The sequence below is a fragment of the Sphingomonas sp. LR60 genome (assembly GCF_036855935.1).
Lineage (GTDB): Bacteria > Pseudomonadota > Alphaproteobacteria > Sphingomonadales > Sphingomonadaceae > Sphingomonas.
On sequence record NZ_JASPFK010000001.1, the window covers coordinates 3,129,780 to 3,145,517 of the forward strand.

Annotated in this window: 14 protein-coding genes, 1 tRNA gene and 4 pseudogenes; 7 read left to right on the forward strand and 12 right to left on the reverse strand. The window is 67.0% G+C overall.

From position 1 onward, the window contains the following. Positions 1-11 precede the first annotated feature (11 nt). The 3 genes from QP166_RS14765 (at position 12) to bfr (ending at position 2,041) form a co-directional block, all read left to right on the forward strand. The gene (locus tag QP166_RS14765; RefSeq protein ID WP_333916600.1) at positions 12-1,211 is read left to right on the forward strand and encodes a DUF418 domain-containing protein; all 1,200 of its coding nucleotides are present in this window, start codon (positions 12-14) and stop codon (positions 1,209-1,211) included. A 54-nt stretch (positions 1,212-1,265) separates the two neighbouring features. Then, a complete protein-coding gene (locus QP166_RS14770; RefSeq protein ID WP_333916601.1) occupies positions 1,266-1,436 on the forward strand; it encodes a (2Fe-2S)-binding protein in 171 nt (56 codons plus the stop codon). An 89-nt stretch (positions 1,437-1,525) separates the two neighbouring features. Continuing rightward, entirely contained in the window at positions 1,526-2,041 is a 516-nt protein-coding gene (bfr, locus tag QP166_RS14775) for a bacterioferritin (RefSeq protein WP_333916602.1), read from the forward strand. A gap of 199 nt (positions 2,042-2,240) precedes the next feature. Here bfr and QP166_RS14780 read toward each other — a convergent pair whose 3' ends face one another. From QP166_RS14780 to QP166_RS14815, 8 genes and pseudogenes are all read right to left on the reverse strand, one after another. Beyond that, positions 2,241-2,723 carry an Hpt domain-containing protein gene (locus QP166_RS14780; protein WP_333916604.1) on the reverse strand — a complete coding sequence of 161 codons (483 nt, stop codon included), beginning with the start codon at positions 2,721-2,723 and terminating at the stop codon, positions 2,241-2,243. 74 nt (positions 2,724-2,797) lie between these two features. Beyond that, positions 2,798-4,164, reverse strand: a pseudogene (gene der, locus QP166_RS14785) (ribosome biogenesis GTPase Der). Between the two features lie 182 nt (positions 4,165-4,346). Next, on the reverse strand, positions 4,347-5,672 hold the full coding sequence (locus QP166_RS14790) for a PQQ-like beta-propeller repeat protein (protein WP_333916605.1): 1,326 nt from the start codon (positions 5,670-5,672) through the stop codon (positions 4,347-4,349). Further along, complete coding sequence (locus QP166_RS14795; protein WP_333916606.1) at positions 5,669-6,406, reverse strand: tetratricopeptide repeat protein; 738 nt, start codon at positions 6,404-6,406, stop codon at positions 5,669-5,671. Before QP166_RS14795 ends, QP166_RS14790 begins: the two co-directional genes overlap by 4 nt. Before the next feature lie 149 nt (positions 6,407-6,555). Next, positions 6,556-7,434, reverse strand: coding sequence for a 3-methyl-2-oxobutanoate hydroxymethyltransferase (panB, locus tag QP166_RS14800; RefSeq protein ID WP_333916607.1), 879 nt, complete (start codon positions 7,432-7,434; stop codon positions 6,556-6,558). 23 nt (positions 7,435-7,457) lie between these two features. Then, positions 7,458-7,895: a hypothetical protein gene (locus QP166_RS14805; RefSeq protein ID WP_333916608.1), complete on the reverse strand. Its 438-nt coding sequence runs from the start codon at positions 7,893-7,895 to the stop codon at positions 7,458-7,460. A 3-nt stretch (positions 7,896-7,898) separates the two neighbouring features. Beyond that, complete coding sequence (locus tag QP166_RS14810) at positions 7,899-8,645, reverse strand: Crp/Fnr family transcriptional regulator (protein WP_333916609.1); 747 nt, start codon at positions 8,643-8,645, stop codon at positions 7,899-7,901. A gap of 189 nt (positions 8,646-8,834) precedes the next feature. Further along, positions 8,835-8,911 (reverse strand) — tRNA-Pro (locus QP166_RS14815). Positions 8,912-9,050: 139 nt separating this feature from the next. Between QP166_RS14815 and yajC the strand changes: the two genes are divergently transcribed. From yajC to QP166_RS14835, 4 genes and pseudogenes are all read left to right on the forward strand, one after another. Further along, a complete protein-coding gene (gene yajC, locus QP166_RS14820) occupies positions 9,051-9,389 on the forward strand; it encodes a preprotein translocase subunit YajC (protein WP_333916610.1) in 339 nt (112 codons plus the stop codon). A gap of 1 nt (position 9,390) precedes the next feature. Further along, positions 9,391-10,993: pseudogene (secD, locus tag QP166_RS14825) on the forward strand (protein translocase subunit SecD). 60 nt (positions 10,994-11,053) lie between these two features. Beyond that, positions 11,054-12,028 carry a protein translocase subunit SecF gene (gene secF, locus QP166_RS14830; RefSeq protein WP_333916611.1) on the forward strand — a complete coding sequence of 325 codons (975 nt, stop codon included), beginning with the start codon at positions 11,054-11,056 and terminating at the stop codon, positions 12,026-12,028. Between the two features lie 22 nt (positions 12,029-12,050). After that, positions 12,051-12,494, forward strand: coding sequence for an Mth938-like domain-containing protein (locus QP166_RS14835; RefSeq protein WP_333916612.1), 444 nt, complete (start codon positions 12,051-12,053; stop codon positions 12,492-12,494). Here QP166_RS14835 and QP166_RS14840 read toward each other — a convergent pair. From QP166_RS14840 to QP166_RS14855, 4 genes and pseudogenes are all read right to left on the reverse strand, one after another. Beyond that, a complete protein-coding gene (locus QP166_RS14840; RefSeq protein WP_333916613.1) occupies positions 12,452-12,865 on the reverse strand; it encodes a DUF983 domain-containing protein in 414 nt (137 codons plus the stop codon). The two genes, QP166_RS14835 and QP166_RS14840, sit on opposite strands and share 43 nt — an antisense overlap. Positions 12,866-12,909: 44 nt before the next feature. Next, a pseudogene (locus QP166_RS14845) lies at positions 12,910-13,187 on the reverse strand (DUF1467 family protein). A 28-nt stretch (positions 13,188-13,215) separates the two neighbouring features. Further along, positions 13,216-14,857, reverse strand: a pseudogene (locus tag QP166_RS14850) (ribonuclease J). 84 nt (positions 14,858-14,941) lie between these two features. Next, a complete protein-coding gene (locus QP166_RS14855) occupies positions 14,942-15,730 on the reverse strand; it encodes a type III pantothenate kinase (RefSeq protein WP_333916614.1) in 789 nt (262 codons plus the stop codon). Positions 15,731-15,738: the final 8 nt, after the last annotated feature.

Here is a 15,738-nt window from a genome sequence, read left to right on the forward strand (position 1 = left end):
AGGAGTGGGTGATGGATCAAACCGCGACGCGATCTCACCGCCCGACGTCCCGCATCGTCGCGCTCGATCATCTGCGCGGTGCGGCGGTGCTCGGCATCCTGATCGCCAACCTCCCCGGCTTCGCGCTGCCCGTCGCCGCCTATTTCTCACCCGCGGCATGGGGCGGAACTGGCCCCGCCGACATCACCGCCTGGGCGTTCACCTATGTGTTCGTCGAGGGCAAGATGCGCGGGCTGTTCGCCGCGCTGTTCGGTGCGTCGATGCTGCTGGTGATCGACCGCGCCGACGCGCGTGGCGGAAACGGTGCGGCGCTCCACTTGCGCCGCATGGCGACGCTGTTCGTGATCGGCTGCGCGCATTTGTACTTCGTGTGGAGCGGCGACATCCTCAGCCTCTACGCGCTGGTCGGCTGCGTCGCCTTGCTGTTCAGCGCCGCGCCGCTGCGGCTCCTGCTGTTCGCCGCTGCCGCTTGCCTGATGCTCGCGCTCGCCAACGGGCTGGCGGTCGCCGGGCTCGGTGCGGTCGTCGAGCGGGTGTTCGGCCGGTCGGTGCCCGCCGATCTGGCGCGTGAGATCGCTGCGATGCGCGGCGGCTGGCGCGCAAACGTCACATGGCGGTGGCGCGAGGAAGCCGGACCGTTCACCGCCTTCCTCGCCAACGGTCCGGAGACGCTCGCTTATATGCTGCTCGGCATGGCGGGATTGCGAAGTGGCTTTCTGACCGGCGCATGGCCACGTCGCCGGTACGTGATGATCGCGGCGGCGGCGCTACTCACGACGCTCCCGATCTTCGCCCTGATCGCGGCGCACACGATCGCGCGCGACTTCGATGCGCACATCGTCGTCCTCGCGAGCTTCGTCGTCGCGCCGTTGCTCCGTCCGGTGACCGTCATGGGCTATGCGGCGCTCCTGCTGCTGACCGTGCGCGACGGTCGCGTCGCGGCGGCAGGCCGGGTCGCGCTCAGCAACTATCTGGCCTGCAGCCTCGCATTCACCGCACTGTTCTACGGCTGGGGCAGCGGGCAGTTCGCGCGCTGGGACCGCGCGGCGCTCTACCTCCTGCTCGTTCCCGCCTGGGCGGCGATGCTGTTGTGGCCACAATGGTGGCTGGCGCGCTTCACCCACGGCCCTGCCGAATGGCTGTGGCGCTGCGCAGCCCGCGGCACATGGATACCACTTCGTCGCGCAACTTGCGAACGCGACGCAAATTAGCTTGCGATCCATTCGCATTATCCGTACCACGGCGACGTCGGTTAGGGAGCGGTTATGGTCGTTTGCGTCTGCAATGCGATTCGTGAATGCCAAGTACGCGAGGCGGCCCGCGCGGGAGCGACCACAGCGTGTCAGGCCTATCGCTGCTATGGGCGGCAGGCAAAATGCGGGCAGTGCGTCGCGTTCGCACGCGAGATCATCAATGAGGAACGTGCGGCTGCGTAGCGCTCTCATCTTGCGCGAATAGAGTTTTCAGGCTTCCGTTCAAGCACCCGCCTCTGTATCTCGCCTCCATTCCAGTGGAGGAAGAGACGATGAAGGGTGACCCGAAAGTCATCGAATTTTTGAACGAGTCGCTTCGTAACGAACTTACGGCGATCAACCAATATTGGTTACATTACCGTCTCTTCGACCACTGGGGCGTCTACAAGCTCGCTGAGTTCGAGCGCCACGAATCGATCGACGAGATGAAGCACGCCGACTGGTTGGCGGAGCGGATCCTGTTTCTCGACGGGCTGCCCAACTTCCAGCTGCTCGGGCGGTTGCGGATCGGCGAGACGGTCGAGGAAATCCTCAAGGCCGATCTCGCGATGGAGATCGAGGCAGTCGCGCAGCTCAAGGCCGCGGTCGCCTATTGCGAGGAAGTGAAGGACTTCGTCAGCCGCGAGCTGTTCGCGCGCATCCTCGCCAGCGAAGAAGAGCATGTCGATACGCTGGAGCGTCAGTTCGAGATGATCGAGCGGATGGGCATCCAGAACTATATCCAGCTCAACTCGATCAGCGAACACGACAAGCCGGCCAGCGGCGCTGCGCCGTATCTGAAGGGTTGATGCGAAGGGGCGGTGGGGCTCGATAAGGTCTCCCCGCCCTTTCTCCGTCACCCCGACGTGAGCCGGGGGCGAGAGCTGTTGTTGGCAGCGTATCCGCCCTTCGTGCTCGGCTTGTCGAAGCACGCGCGATTGGGCCGCCTTTCGGCAAACTCAGGGTCAACAGCGATTGTTGATCAAACCGCCGGCAGGACGCGCGACCTCAGCCGATCTTGCGCCCGAACCCACCCGGCGCGCGCGGACGCCCGGCGAGCGGCGGCGGCGTGAACGCCGGTGCGACAGGCGCTGGTGGGGTGACCGCTGGCGGCGGCGTCACGGCCACTCCCGCCTCGCGCTCGAGCAGCGCCAGCGTCTGCAGCAGCACCGGGCGTAGGGCTACCACATCCTTGATCGCACCATCGGGCGCATCGTGATGCTCGATGCACAACCGCGCATAATTCTCGATCTTCTCGGCGATCGCCGCCAGCGCCAGCGCGCCGAATTGCTGCGCCTCGCCCTTCAAGGTATGCGCCGGGATCACCATCGCGACGGCATTGGACTTGCGGACGGCTTCCTCAAGCGTGGTCAGCGACTTGATGCCGTCTTCCCGGAAGTAGCCGAGGATGCGGGCGAAGCCGGTCCCCAGCTCGGCACGCGCGCGCGCCAACGCCAGATCATCGACCAGTTTGCTCGTTTCCACCGACACCAACGTCTCCCGCCACCCTCCGGATACCTGGCCACGAAAGTAGCCCTGACTGGTAAACGGGACGTAAGCGGGCGTTACTTTCCGAAAGGATTCTTCGGCGCGCGCAGCATCAGCCGTACGGGCACCGCGCCGAAGCCGAGATCGCGACGGATGCCGTTGACGAGGTAACGCTGATAGCTGGTCGGCAGCTCGTCGACGCGCGTGCCGAACAGCACGAAACCCGGCGGCCGCGTCTTCGCCTGCGTCAGATACCGCAACTTGATCTCGCTTGCCGCCCGGCGCTGGCGGCGGATTGGCCTCGATCGCACGCTCGAACCAGCGGTTGAGCTCGCCGGTGCCGACGCGCCGCGACCAGGCCTCACGCGTCTCGAACGCCGCCGCGATCAACTGATCGATGCCCTTGCCGGTCGCCGCCGACACCGCGAGCAGCGGCACGCCCTTTACCTGCGCCAGCCCTTCGTCGAGTGCCTTCTTGACGCCGTTGAACAGGCTGGAGGCATTCTCCGCCACGTCCCACTTGTTGAGCGCGATCACCAGCGCGCGGCCTTCCTCGAGCACGCGATCGGCGATGCGCAGATCCTGCGATTCGAGCCCGAGCGTAGCGTCGAGCAGCAGCACCACCACTTCGGCGAAATCGACCGCGTGCAGCGCGTCGGCGACCGAAAGCTTCTCCAGCTTGTCCTGCACCTTGGCGCGCTTGCGCATCCCGGCGGTGTCGATCAACCGCACCTGCCGCGGACCGTCCGGGCCTTCCCAGGTCCAGTCGATCGCGATCGAGTCGCGCGTGATCCCCGCCTCCGGGCCGGTGATCATCCGGTCCTCGCCGAGCATCTGGTTGACGAGCGTCGACTTGCCCGCGTTCGGGCGCCCGACGATCGCCAGCTTGAGCGGGGCGTCGGGGCTTTCGATGTCGATCGGCTCTTCGGGCTCGGGTTGCAGCGGATCGAGATGCGGCAGCAATGCCTCGAACAGCTCGACGATGCCCTCGCCATGCTCGGCGGAGAAGGCGACCGGATCGCCGAAGCCGAGCGCCATCGCCTCGTAGAAGCCGCCGTCGCCCGCGCGCCCTTCGGCCTTGTTGGCCATCAGCACGATCGGCGTGTCCGATCCGCGCAGCCAGCGCGCGATTTCCTCGTCGAGCGGCACGACGCCGGCGCGCGAGATCGACCACGAACAGCGCGACATCGGCGGCATCGACCGCGGCCTGCGTCTGCTGGCGCATCCGGCCGGGCAAGGTGTTGGGGTCCTCCTCCTCGTACCCCGCGGTGTCGATGATGCGAAAGTCGAGCCCGAGCAGATGCGCGTCGCCTTCGCGCCGGTCACGCGTCACGCCGGGGCGGTCGTCGACCAGCGCAAGCTTCTTGCCGACGAGACGATTGAACAGCGTCGACTTGCCGACGTTGGGGCGGCCGACGATCGCGACGGTGGGAAGGCGGGACATGCGGATGACCTAAAGATTTATCGGCGCGCGCGATAGTGGTGGGAGGTGCGGGGTGCGTCGGAGGCCTCGCACTTGCACGTCGCCCCGGACTTGTTCCGAAGCCCCGCTTCTTCCCTGCCCGAGGCGGAAAGCGGGGCCCAGGAACAAGTCCGGGGCGACGAAGGCTGTTCGGATCGCCGGCGTTAGCGCCAGGCGGTGATCACACCCTTTTCGTCGAGCGTGTAGAGCGTCTGGTTGGCGATGATCGGCGCCATCGAGAATTGATCACCGGCTTCGATCGTCGTCTGCACGCTGCCGTCGGTCGTCGAGGTGCCGACCAGTTCACCGCGCGAGTTGGTCAGCCACAGCTTGTCGCCCGCCAGCACCGGCCCGAACCAATTATAGGGATCGTTGCGCTTTTCCTCGTTCTTGAACGCGCGCAACTGGCTGACCCAGCGCAGCTTGCCATTGGCGCGCGACAGGCAGACCAGCCGCGCATCGTCGGTGACGAGGAAGATCCAGTCGCCGACGACCCAAGGCGTCGAGATGCCGGCAAGGTTCTGTTCCCAGGTCCGCTGCCCGGTCGCGATCTCCAGCGCGACCATCCGGCCGCCCTCGCCGATCGAATAGACGCGGCCATCGTCGATCACCGGATCGGCGTCGATATCGGCGAGACTCGACACCGAGGTGGTAATCGAGGTGCGCGACAGCGCATCCTGCCACAGGGTGCGCCCGTTCTCGTAGCGATAGGCGTTCAGCTCGCCGCTCGAAAAGCCTGCGATGACCGTGCCCGAGCTGGCGGCCGGCGCGGCGACGCCGAATACGCCCTGCGTCTCCAGGCTCGCCGACTGCGTCCAGACGACCTTGCCGTCGCCCTGATCGAGCGCGAAGATCTGATTGTCCTGGCTCAGCACATAGACCTGGCCGTTGGCGACGGTCGGTGCGCCACGCAGCGGGCCGCCCGGCTTCGCGCGCCACAGCACCGCGCCGTCGGCGGCGTTGACCGCGACGACGTCACCCAGCCCGTCGGTGGCGTAGAGCTTGCCCTCGTCATAGCTGACGCCGCCGCCGAAGCGCGCGTTCTTGTTTTCTTCGTTGTCAGGCAGCACGCGCGTCCACAGCTTCGTGCCGGTGTCCGCGGCGAAGGCGTGCAGCGTCGCGTCGACATCGACGACGAACAGCTTGTTCTCGGCGACGACCGGTCCGGCGGCGAGGCGCGCGCGGTTGGTGCCACCGTTGATCTGCGCGGTCCACGCCTTGGCGGGCGTCGCGGAGCCAAGCAGCAGATTGCCCATCGACTTGGCCGCGTTGCCGCCCGGCTGCGTCCAGGCATCGTTGGCGACACCGACCGGCAGCGTGACCGGCACGCTTTCCAGCCCCTTGTCGACCGTCGCCTGATTTTCCGACATCAGGATCGGAACGCGCTGCCCCACGGTCGGGGTCTTCTTGGGCCCGCCCTTGAAGATGCCGCAGCCGCTCAACCCCACCAGCGCGGCGAGCGCCAGGCCGGTCGCCACCCGTGTCGTCATCGCGTCGTGTTACCTTCGTTCTTGGCCGGCGCAGCGGCACCGGCAGCCGTCGGCGACGCGGGCGTCGCCTTTTCATCCAATACGCCCGACATCTGAACCGCACGTTGACGCAACGAGGACGGCACCTGCGTGTCGGCGGCGATCCGCGCGAACACCTGCCCGGCGAGATCGCGGCGGCCTTGTTGCAGATAGGCGGCGGCCATCAGCTCGCCCGCGCTGCCCAGCCACGGATTGCCCGCGACCGCCAGCGGACGCATCCGCTCCGCAACGACCTCAGGCTTGAGCGTGTCGAACTCGGCGCTGGTCTGGCGGATCATCGCGAGATCGCGGAACGGCTGCGCTACCGACGCATCCTGCGCGACGCTGGCGAACTTGGCCGCCGCACCTTTCAGGTCGTTCTTTTGCAGCAGCACATCGGCCTGCGTGAACGTCGCCAGCACGCGATAGCCGTCGCGCTTCGACTGCGTCAGCTTCGCGAGCGTGTCGCTCGCCGACTTGGTGTCGTTGGCGGCAAGCGCGTCATAGGCGGTCTGCAACTGCTCGCCTTCGCGCCCGGCGGCCTGTTCCTGGCGATGCTGCCAGAACAGATAGGCGCCGAACGCCGCGAGCGCGACCACGACGGCGGCGATCAGCGCGACGCCGTAGCGGCGCCAGACGTGCAGCGCCTGATCGCGACGCAGCTCGTCGTCGACCTCACGCAGGAACGCTTCATTGTTTTGCGGCGTCAGGGCCACCGAATACTCCGGGCTTCACGGAAAAACGCCCGGCGTGTAGCGGTTCGCCGGGATAAACGGAAGGGCTGGCGAATGGGCCGGTCGAGACACGTCTCGCTTGGTACGTTGTGCCGGGCTCGATCCGGGGCGACGGGGAAGCTGATCCCCGCCTAGTCCTTTGCGGGATAGAGCTGCTCCGGGCCGGGGAAGGCGCGCGAGCGTACCTCGGCGGCATATTGCCCGGCGCGCTCGGCGACGAAGGCCGCCATGTCGCCATAGCGCTTCACGAAGCGCGGCGTCCGCTCGAACAGGCCCAGCATGTCCTCGGCGACCAGCACCTGCCCGTCGCACGCCGCGGACGCGCCGATCCCGATCGTCGGAATGTCGATCGTGCGCGTGATCTCGACCGCGATCGGCTCGACCACCCCCTCGATCACCAGCGCGAACGCGCCTGCCTCGGCGACCGCACGCGCGTCGGCGACGATCTTGCGCGCCTCCGCCGGGCTGCGCCCGCGCGCGCCATAGCCGCCCAGCGCGTTCACCGCCTGTGGGGTCAGCCCGATATGCCCGACGACCGGGATGCCGCGTTCCGACAGGAACTGCACCGTCGGCGCCATCGCGGTTCCGCCCTCCAGCTTCACCGCCGCTGCACCGGTCTGCTTCATCAGCAGCGCCGCGCTTTCGAACGCCTGCGCGGGCGACGCCTCGTAACTGCCGAACGGCATGTCGATCACGACCGTCGCGTGATGGCTGCCGCGCACCGCCGCCGCGCCATGCGCCGCCATCATCTCCAGCGTAACCGGCACCGTCGAAGGCAGGCCGTAGATCACCTGCCCCAGGCTGTCGCCGACCAGCAGCATGTCGCAATGCGGGTCCATCAATTGCGCCATCCGCACGGTATAGGCGGTCAGCATGACGAGCGGCTCGCCCTTGCCTGCCGCGATCGCCGCCTTGCGCGCCCGGATCGCCGGAACGGTCAGACGCTTCATCGGCGCGGCGACCGGAGTCGCGCGGCTGGTCGCGGTGTCGATGGTGAAGGTCGTGGACATCGCGCCCTGCTACGCCACGCGCATCAAACGATCCAGCCGCGTCGACGCGCGACATGGCCCAACTGGAGCGCCAACGCGCCGACCCCGAGGATCAACAGCGGAAAATAGAGCACGTACGGCCCTTTGACCGCGATGATGTCGGTCATGGCGAACATCCACCCGAACTGGATCATCACCGCCACCAGCGACACGGTCAGCAGCGCGACCGCGTGACGTGATCGCGCCAGCAACGCCAGTGCCCCCGCCAGCATCGTCGCCGTACCGATCGCGTAATCGGCCAGATACCAGAGCGGCAGCCCCGCGAACAACGCGCGATCGTAATCGCTCGCCATCGGCATCGCATCCGCCCCGTGCGTCAACTGGCCGATGCACGCCCACACGCCCATCGCGCCCCACAGCACCAGCGCGATCGCCAAAAGGCGAAACCACCATGGCACACGCGTCCTGTTCTCGTTCGTCATCGCTTAGCCGTTAGCGATCGGCTGTCCGGGCAGCGACGGATAATCCGCCATCTGCGCGAGTTTCGCCGGCAGCAGCAGCGCCACCTCGCGCCCCTCCAGCTCGATCAGCTGTTGCTGCCGCATCATCTGCAGCGTGCGATTCACATGAACGCTGGTCAGCCCGAGCGTATCGGCGAGCATCTCCTGCGTCAGCGGCAGCCGAAAGTGCGTATCGCTCGCCAGCCCGACATTCTTGAGACGATCGCGCAATTCGAGCAGCAGGTGCGCGAATCGCTCGATCGCGACCTGTCGCCCTAGCCGCGCCGTGGCGTCGAGCAGGTGATGCAGGGTCGTCAGCGTATGCCGCCGCAACGCGCCGTCGAGTAGCGCAGGATCCGACAGCCACGGACCGTCGAGATCGACCATGGTCACCGGGGTCAGCGCGACGATCGTCGCGGGATAGTAAGCGTCGCGATCGAGCGGCAGCGGATCGCCGGGCAGCAGCAAATGTTCGATCTGGCGGCGGCCGTCCGCGAAATGCCGCACCAGCGCCGCCCACCCGGCCCGGATCATCCAGACACCGGAAACCGCCTCGCCTTCATGCACGATCTCGCGACGCGAACGAACGACGCGCGGCGAAAAGCGCCGGCTGTGCAGTCCGATCGTCGCGGCCACACCGGGCGCGAGTTGTTCCAGCCGGCGATGCACCGGATCGCTGCGGTCGATCGTGACGCGCGGTGGCGACGGGGTCAAGCCGGGCGTGTTGCTCATGGCGACGCGCGCGCTCGATCCACGCAACGGGCGAGAACGGCTTCCGCGGCTGCTGTCACCATCTGACCTCCCCTCGCGCCGCAGGCACGAGAGCCAGCCTCGAAGGACTGGAGTCGCGCCAATCAGTGCGGCAAGGATCATACCAGCCGCGCTGCCGACAAGGAACGACAAATCAATGATTTAAATGCTTGGTCGGGGCGACAGGATTCGAACCTGCGACCCCCACACCCCCAGTGTGATGCGCTACCAGGCTGCGCTACGCCCCGACCGAGGGGCGCCTCTACGCTTGGTCGCAGCGCGATGCAAGCGGGTTGGCCGCATGTTGCGCGCGACGCGCCGCAATGATAGCGGCAGCCACTTCGCGCGGCCGTCTCCCGGCCGCCCAACGGTCATGCACGGAAACCGATGCTCATCTCTCCCGCTTATGCGCAGACCGCCAGCGGCGCCGCCCAGGGCGGCGGCCTCGCCGGCTTCATCAGCCTCGCGCCGCTGCTCCTCGTCTTCGTCGTCTTCTACTTTCTAATGATCCGCCCGCAACAGCGCCGCATGAAGGCGCTCCAGAGTGCAGTCGCCGGTGTCAAGAAGGGCGACTCGGTCGTCACCGCCGGCGGGCTCGTCGGCAAGGTGACCAAGGTCGAGGACGACTTCGTCGAGGTCGAAATCGCACCGAATACGCGCGTGCGCGTCGTCAAGGCGACGCTCGCCGAGGTCACGCCGCTCGGCGGCAAGCCGGCGAACGACTGACATGCTGGACTTTCCCCGCTGGAAGGTCGCCGGCATCTGGCTGCTGCTCGCGGCATTGGTGTCGCTGTCGATCCCGACCTTCATTCCCGAGAGCGTGACGCAAGGGTGGGGGATCAACCTTCCGCGCGTCAACAAGGGGCTGGATCTGGCCGGCGGCAGCTATCTGCTGCTGGAGGCCGACACCAACGACGTCGCCGCGACTCGCGTCGAGGCGATGCGCGAGCAGGTGCAGACCGAGATGCGCCGCCAGAATCCGCGCATCGAGGTCGGCGAGATCTCCAGCCGCGGCGGCCAGCTGTCGTTCCTGCTGCGCGATCCCGCACAGGTCGACGCCGCGCGTGAGCGGCTGCTCCAGATCACCGGCACCGGCGCGGGGATGACCGGGCAGCGCCAGTGGGATATCCAGGTTGTCGACACCAGCCGCTTCGTGCTGACGCCGACCGCCGAGGGACTGAAGCAGGCGGTCGAAACCGCGATGGGCGACGCGACCGAGGTCGTGCGTCGCCGCATCGACGAAATGGGAACGCGCGAGCCGACGATCATCCGTCAGGGCAGCAACCGTATCGTCGTGCAGGTGCCGGGCCTCCAGGACCCGCAGGCGCTCAAGGACCTGCTCGGCAAGACCGCCAAGCTCGAATTCAAGCTGGTTGACGTCAACGCCGATCCGCAGGCGCTCGCCAAGGGTCAGGCGCCGGCCGGCGACCAGATTCTGCCCTATCCGAACAATCCGTCGGGCATTCCGTTGATCGCGGTCAAGCGGCAGGCGATCATCACCGGCGACATGCTGAGCGATGCCCGGCAGGAGTTCGAGCCGCAGACCAACGCGCCGCAGGTGTCGATGACCTTCGACAGTCAGGGCGGCCGCCGTTTCGCGCGCACGACGCAGGAAAACGTCGGCAAGCCGTTCGCGATCATCGTCGATAACAGCGTCATATCGGCCCCGAACATCAACGAGCCGATCATCGGCGGCCGCGCATCGATCAACGGCGGCTTCACGGTCGAAAGCGCCAACCAGCTCGCGATCGCGCTGCGTTCGGGCAAGTTGCCGGTCGACCTGAAGATCGTCGAGGAATCGACGGTCGGGCCGGACCTCGGCGCCGACTCGATCCGCGCCGGCATCCTCGCCTCGGCGGTCGCGGTCGCGCTGGTCGTCGCGTTCATGCTGGTCACCTACGGCCGGTTCGGCGTCTATGCGAACCTCGCGGTCGTCATCAACGTGTTCGTCATCCTCGGCGTGATGGCGCTGCTCAAGGGCACGCTGACGCTGCCGGGCATCGCCGGCTTCGTGCTGACGATCGGTACCGCGGTCGATGCTAACGTGCTGATCAACGAGCGAGATCCGCGAAGAACGCCATCGCGGGCGCAACGTGGTGCAGGCGGTCGAGCTGGGCTATAAGGAGGCCAGTCGCACGATCTTCGAGGCGAACGTGACGCACGCGATCTCGGGCATCATCATGTTCGTGCTGGGCTCCGGCCCGGTGAAGGGCTTCGCGGTCGTGCTGTTGATCGGCATCGCCACCAGCGTGTTCACCGCCGTTACCTTCACGCGCATGCTGGTCGCGGGCTGGCTGCGTCGCGCCAAGCCGAAGACGATCAACATATGATCGCGCCGACCGTTCTTTCCCTAACCGGACCCCGGCTGCGGCCGGGGCGGCGAGGCCGTCATGAAACTGCTCAAGCTCGTCCCCGACGACACCAATATTGATTTCGTCCGCCTGCGCGGCTGGGCGTTCGGCCTGACGCTGCTGCTCAGCGTGCTCGCAGTGGGGCTGACCCTCTACAAAGGGCTCAACTTCGGCGTCGACTTCGAAGGCGGCCTGATGATCGAGGAACGGTTCGCGCAGGAACCGGATCTCGGCCGCGTTCGCGCGGTCGTCGATGCGCAGGGTGTCGGCGAGGCCGCGCTCCAGCCGTTCGGCGACAAGCGCAACATCACGATCCGCCTGCCCGTTCAGCAGGGCGGCGACGAGGGCGCGACCAACACCGCGGTCCGCAAGGTCGAGGGCGCGCTGGCCAAGGCGTTCCCGGGCACCGAGTTCCGCCGCTATTCGACGGTGTCGGGCAAGGTGTCGGGCGAGCTGATCCGCAACGGCGTGCTCGCGGTGGTGCTGGCGATCCTCGGCATCGGGCTGTTCGCGATCTTCCGGTTCGAGTGGCAGTTCGGCGTCTCGACGATCGTCGCGATTGTCCACGATCTGTTGATGACGCTCGGCTTCTTCGCGCTGACGCAATTCGAGTTCGACCTGAACATCGTCGCGGCGGTGCTGACGATCATCGGCTATTCGATCAACGACAAGATCGTGATCGACGACCGCATCCGCGAGAATATGCGCCGCTATCGCAAGATGGACATGCGCGAGATCATCAACCTGTCAGTCAACGAGACGCTGCCCCGCACCGTCATGACCTCGGTGACGATCCTCCTCGCGCTGCTCGCGTTGCTGTTCCTCGGCGGGCACGTGCTGCGCGGCTTCACCGCGGCGATGACGCTGGGCATCATCGTCGGCACCTATTCGTCGATCTACGTCTCGTCCTCGCTGCTCATCACCCTCGGCCTCCGTGCCGAGCCGGAAAATGAGAAGCCGGCGCGCGGCGGCAGCGTCGCCGACAATGCGGAGCGCGTCGGGCCCCGCGCCTGACCTGCGACCGGGAGCACGCACGATGAGGATGGACCGCGAGCGCGACGCCGCCGGCCCGCTGGTGCGCGGCTTTGGCCCGGCCGGCTTCAAGGTCGACGCGCCGGACGGAACGATGGGCGTCTATCCGGCACTGCTGCTGACCGCGACGCGCGCCGACGGCTGGACCCCGCCGCCGTTCGAGACGCTCGACGAAGCGGCGCTCGCACCGTTGCTGGGCGAGTCGATCGAGTTCGTGCTCCTCGGCACCGGCGCCGACCTGCGCCGGCCACCGCGTGCCTTGGTCTCGGCGCTGGAGAAGCGCGGGATCGGGATCGAGGCGATGGACAGCCGCGCCGCCGCACGCGCGTGGGGCGTGCTGCGCGCCGAGGAACGCCGGATCGCGGCGGCGCTCTACCCGCTGGAGGGTGAGCGTCCGCGGCGCGCTCACTCTTCCTTGATCAAGCGCCCTTCGCGCGCCTTGAAGTAGAATTGGCTCGCGACCAGCCAGCCCTTGATCGGCCGCAGCGGCAATACCGTGCTGGCCAGCAGCACCGGCAGGCTGACCAGCACGTGTATCCACCACGGCGGATCAGCGAGGATCTGCAACATCAGCGTGAAAATCACGCCGGGCAGACACGCGAACAATTGCACGAACACCGCCGGGCCGTCCGCCGGATCGGCATAGGAATAGTCGAGCCCGCACACCGGGCAGCGATCGCGAATCGTAAGGAAGCCGCGGAACAGCGCACCCTTGCCGCAGCGCGGACAGCAGCCACGCACCCCGGTATGGAGCGGCGATAAGCGCGGCCAGACATGGCCGGCGTCGTCGACGAGGCGCGGATCACTGGCGTCGGTCATCATTACCCTTTGCACCGCCCTGCTACGCACCGCCACAACCCGCCTCACTCGATCGCGTTCGCCACGTCCATGACGTCGAGCGACTGCGCGGTCACCCAGCCAAACTCATAATTGGCGACGAACAGCGCGAACAGCGCCGTCGCGACGATCGTCGTGCGGATGATGATGCGCTTCAGCGAGAATTCGTGCGGTGCGCTCTCGGCGGTGCCGGGCATGTGCGCCTCCCCGCCTCCGCGGAGGTGCGCACGCCGAACGGCAGCACCAGAAAGACCGAAAACGCCCAGAAGAGGACGTAGATCGCCAACAACGATGTCCAGCGCATCCTGCGTCCTCCTGCCGGGCGCGCCCGATCAGACCTCTACGATCACGACATCGACGATCGGCTTCTTGCCGGTCCACCGCGTCGCGACCTTGCGCACCGCCAGCCGCACGTCCTCGCGCAGCCGCTCGCGGTCACGCGGCCGCCCGGCCATCGCCTCGGCCGCTGCCTCGATCGCATCGGCTAGGAACGGCTCGCGCTCCTCCTCGACCGGCACGCCCTGCACACGCACATCGGGCGTACCGCCCGCGCGACCGTTGCGATCGACCGCGATCCCGACCGAGATCTGGCCGTTGACCGCGACGCGCCGCCGCTCGTTGATCGTGCTGCCGTCCGCCGGCAGGATCACGTCGCCGTCGAGCACCAGCCGTCCGACCGGCACGTTGCCGATCTTCTTCGGCGCGCCCGGTGCCAGACGCACCATATCGCCGTTGGTCTGCACCACCGCGTTGGCGATCCCCTGCGACAGGCCGTAGCGCGCGTGCTCCATCAGGTGCCGCATCTCGCCGTGCACCGGCACCAGCGAAGTGGGACGGAGCCAGCCATACATCTTCGCGAGTTCCGGCCGCCCCGGATGCCCCGATACGTGCACATGCGCCTGCTTTTCCGTCACCATCTCGACACCCTTGGCGGCAAGTTGGTTCTGGATACGGCCGATCGCGACCTCGTTGCCGGGGATCTGCTTGGACGAGAAGATCACCATGTCGCCCATGTCGAGCGCGACCGGGTGGCTGCCCGCCGCGATCCGCGCCAACGCCGCACGCTCCTCGCCCTGGCCACCGGTGGCGACGATCAGCACGCGGTTCTTGGGCAGCCGCATCGCAGCGTCGACGTCGATGGTCTGCGGGAAGTTCTTGAGATAACCGGTCGCCTTGGCGACGCGGATGATCCGGTCGAGCGAGCGCCCGGTCACGCACAACTTGCGCCCGGTCTCCTCGGCAACCTGCCCCAGCGTGTGGAGCCGCGCGGCGTTCGACGCAAAGGTCGTCACCACCACGCGACCGCGCGCGCGCGCGACGCTCTTGGCCAGGCCTTCACGGACGGTCGCCTCGCTCGGCGAGGCTTCGGCATTGAAGACGTTGGTCGAGATCGCAGACGAGCACGTCGATACCCTCGGCCCCGATCTCGGCGAGTTCCTCAGGCGTCGCGGGCTGGCCGATCACCGGGGTCGGATCGAGCTTCCAGTCGCCGGTGTGGAACACCTTGCCCGCCGGCGTGCCGATCACCAGCGCGTTCGCCTCGGGGATCGAGTGCGACAGCGGCACGACCTCGACCTCGAACGGGCCGACCTTGAAGGACTTGCGGGCCTCGACCAGACGGATCTTCACCCGGTCCTCGATCCGCTCCTCTTCCAGCTTGCCGCGCACCAGCCCGGCGGTGAACGGCGTCGCGTAGATCGGCACGCCAAGGTCCTCAGCGAGGTACGGCAAGGCGCCGATATGATCCTCATGCCCGTGCGTCAGCACGATCCCGACCAGATCGTCGATCCGCTCCTCGATGAAGCGCAAGTCTGGCAGGATCACGTCGATCCCGGGATACTGCGCATCGGCGAAGGTCACGCCGCAATCGACCATCAGCCATTTGCCGGCATGGCCATACAGGATGACGTTCATGCCGATTTCGCCGGACCCGCCCAGCGCGCAGAAGAGCAGCTCGTTATTCTTCGGTGTCATTATATTCCTTTGAGTGCCGGCACCTCGGCCCGCCCGCATCATTGCGGCAGGCATGGAAGACGGACGATCGCGCCGGCAAAGCGGTCATGCGTCGATATGGGCGCGCGCGTACATGATCGCCAGACCCTGAATCGTCAGGTCGGGTTCGATCGCGTCGAACGCGTTGGTATGTTGTTCGAAAAGCGTCGCGAGGCCGCCGGTCGCGATCACCTTCACGGGGCGCGCGATCTCGCGTTTCATCCGCGCGATCAGCCCCTCGATCATCGCGATATAGCCCCAGTAGATGCCGATGTTCATCTGATCGACGGTATTGCGGCCGATCACGTTTTCGGTGGCGGGCGCCTCGATCGCGATCCGCGGCAGCTTGGCGGCGGCCATCACCAGCGCATCCAGCGACAGGTTGATCCCCGGCGCGATGATCCCGCCCTTATAGGCCCCGTCGAAGTCGGAATGGTCGAAGGTCGTGGCTGTCCCGAAGTCGATCACGATCAGGTCGCCGGCATGGAGCGCGTGCGCGGCGATCGTGTTGACCGCACGGTCGGCACCCAGACTGCGCGGCTCGTCGACGTCGACCGACAATTGCCACTCGACCGGCGCGCGCCCGGCGATCAGCGCCTCGGTACGGAAATATTTGCTGGCGAGCACTTCGAGATTGTGGAGCGCACGCGGCACGACGGTGGAGATGATGACCGCCGTCACGTCCTCGCGCGTGTATCCCTCGAGCTGGAGCAACTGGCTGAGCCACACCGCATATTCGTCGGCGGTGCGCCGCGGGTCGGTGGCGATTCGCCAGCGCGCGCGGATCTCGCGCGTCTTCGGCTGGACCAGCGCGAAGACGATATTGGTGTTGCCGGCATCAATCGCGAGCAGCATCGCCTTCC

Excerpts from the sequence above, each read along its gene's own strand:
- QP166_RS14805 (WP_333916608.1), bottom strand. The coding sequence starts at position 7,895 with ATGACGAACGAGAACAGGACGCGTGTGCCATGGTGGTTTCGCCTTTTG.
- QP166_RS14770 (WP_333916601.1), top strand. The coding sequence starts at position 1,266 with ATGGTCGTTTGCGTCTGCAATGCGATTCGTGAATGCCAAGTACGCGAG.
- QP166_RS14765 (WP_333916600.1), top strand. The coding sequence starts at position 12 with ATGGATCAAACCGCGACGCGATCTCACCGCCCGACGTCCCGCATCGTC.
- QP166_RS14790 (WP_333916605.1), bottom strand. The coding sequence starts at position 5,672 with ATGACGACACGGGTGGCGACCGGCCTGGCGCTCGCCGCGCTGGTGGGG.
- QP166_RS14835 (WP_333916612.1), top strand. The coding sequence starts at position 12,051 with ATGAGGATGGACCGCGAGCGCGACGCCGCCGGCCCGCTGGTGCGCGGC.
- secF (WP_333916611.1), top strand. The coding sequence starts at position 11,054 with ATGAAACTGCTCAAGCTCGTCCCCGACGACACCAATATTGATTTCGTC.
- QP166_RS14810 (WP_333916609.1), bottom strand. The coding sequence starts at position 8,645 with ATGAGCAACACGCCCGGCTTGACCCCGTCGCCACCGCGCGTCACGATC.
- QP166_RS14840 (WP_333916613.1), bottom strand. The coding sequence starts at position 12,865 with ATGACCGACGCCAGTGATCCGCGCCTCGTCGACGACGCCGGCCATGTC.
- bfr (WP_333916602.1), top strand. The coding sequence starts at position 1,526 with ATGAAGGGTGACCCGAAAGTCATCGAATTTTTGAACGAGTCGCTTCGT.
- yajC (WP_333916610.1), top strand. The coding sequence starts at position 9,051 with ATGCTCATCTCTCCCGCTTATGCGCAGACCGCCAGCGGCGCCGCCCAG.
- QP166_RS14855 (WP_333916614.1), bottom strand. The coding sequence starts at position 15,730 with ATGCTGCTCGCGATTGATGCCGGCAACACCAATATCGTCTTCGCGCTG.
- panB (WP_333916607.1), bottom strand. The coding sequence starts at position 7,434 with ATGTCCACGACCTTCACCATCGACACCGCGACCAGCCGCGCGACTCCG.